This is a genomic window from Billgrantia aerodenitrificans, assembly GCF_021404405.1.
GTDB classification, from domain to species: Bacteria; Pseudomonadota; Gammaproteobacteria; order Pseudomonadales; family Halomonadaceae; genus Halomonas; species Halomonas aerodenitrificans.
Genome location: NZ_JABFTV010000030.1, coordinates 1 through 1589, shown reverse-complemented (window position 1 = coordinate 1589; position 1589 = coordinate 1). Strand labels below are relative to the sequence as shown.

The following is a 1589-nucleotide window of genomic DNA, read 5'->3' as shown; positions in this document are numbered from 1 at the left end:
CCATGAATGCGATTGCCAAGGCGATCGACACGCTCAACGAGCTGTTCGGGCGGGTCATTGCGCCACTGATCGCCGTCATCACCCTGGTGGTGCTCTACGATATCGCCCTGCGCCTGTTCACCGGGCGCCCCAGCGACTGGGCCTTCGACATCACCAAGATGCTGTTCGGCGCCCACTTCATGCTGATGGCGGCCTACGCGCTGCGCCATCACGCTCACGTCGAGGTCGACGTGCTCAAGCGCCTGCTGTCGCGCAAGAAGCAGGCGCTGCTCGAGATCCTCGGCTACCTGATCTTCTTCGTGCCGTTCATCTACATGCTGGTCACCCTGGGCTGGAGCTTCTTCCTGCGCTCCTACAGCCGCGGCGAGACCACCTACGGCATGGTCTCGATCCCGGTCTATCCGATCAAGGGCGTGATCGTGGTGGCCGCCGTGCTGATCCTGCTGCAGGCCATCGCCATCGTCATCCGCGCCATCCAGCAGCTGCGCGAGGAGAGAGCCGCATGAACCTGAGTCCCGAACTGCTCACCCTGGTGATGTTCGGCGGGCTGCTGATCGGCCTGTTCATGGGCCATCCGCTGGCCTTCGTGCTGGGCGGCGTGGCCGTCATCGGCGCCTACCTGGGCCCGGGCGAGCGCGTGCTCGGCACCATCATCAACAACATCTACGGCAACGCCATGGACAACTACGTCCTGGTGGCCATTCCGCTGTTCGTGCTGATGGCGCGCTTTCTCAACGACTCCGGGGTCACCGAGAAGATGTTCGCGGTGATGCGTCTGCTGCTGGCCAACCTGCGCGGCGGCCTGGCGCTGACCGTGGTCATCGTCTCGGTGATGCTGGCCGCCACCACCGGCATCGTCGGCGCCTCCATCGCGGTGATGGGCATGATCGCGCTGGTGCCGATGCTCAAGCACGGCTACAACAAGGAGCTCAGCACCGGGGTGATCATGGCCAGCGGCTGTTTGGGCATCCTGATTCCGCCGAGCATCATGCTGATCCTGATGGCCAGCTACTCGCCGGTGTCGGTGGGGGCGCTGTTCGCCGGCGCGCTGGTGCCGGGGCTGATGCTGGGGGCGATGTACGCACTCTACGTGCTGGTGATCTGCTACCTCAAGCCGTCCTACGGCCCGCCGGTGCCCGCCGAGGAGCGCGCCGAGACCTCGACCGGGCAGCTTTTGATCATGCTGGCCAAGTACGTGCTGCCGCCGATGGCGCTGATCCTGGGGGTGCTGGGGGCGCTGTTCACCGGGGTGGCCACCGCCACCGAGGCCTCGGCCATCGGCGTGGCCATCGCCTTCCTGCTGTTCCTGATCTTCGGTGACCGCAAGCTCAAGACCTGCTTTCACACCCTGATCGATGCCAGCAAGACCACCACCATGGTGATGCTGGTGCTGGTCGGCGCCACCGCCTTCACCGGGGTGTTCTCCCGCGGCGGCGGCATGACCGTGATCAGCGACCTGGTGCTGGCGATGCCCGGCGGCACCACCGGGGCGCTGATCCTGATGCTGTTCCTGGTGTTCCTGCTGGGGATGTTCCTCGACTGGACCGGCATCGTGCTGCTGAGCTTTCCGATCATGCTGCCGATCGTCA

The 1589-nt window shown here is 65.2% G+C and carries 2 protein-coding genes; both read left to right on the top strand.

Annotation, left to right across the window (positions count from 1 at the left end; genetic code table 11):
- Positions 1–2: 2 nt before the first annotated feature.
- On the top strand, positions 3–506 hold the full coding sequence (locus HOP59_RS23410; RefSeq protein ID WP_234255745.1) for a TRAP transporter small permease subunit: 504 nt from the start codon (positions 3–5) through the stop codon (positions 504–506).
- Positions 503–1589, top strand: a 1087-nt coding sequence (locus HOP59_RS23405) for a TRAP transporter large permease (RefSeq protein WP_234255744.1), incomplete at its 3' end; no start/stop codon positions are given. The genes HOP59_RS23410 and HOP59_RS23405, both read left to right, overlap by 4 nt.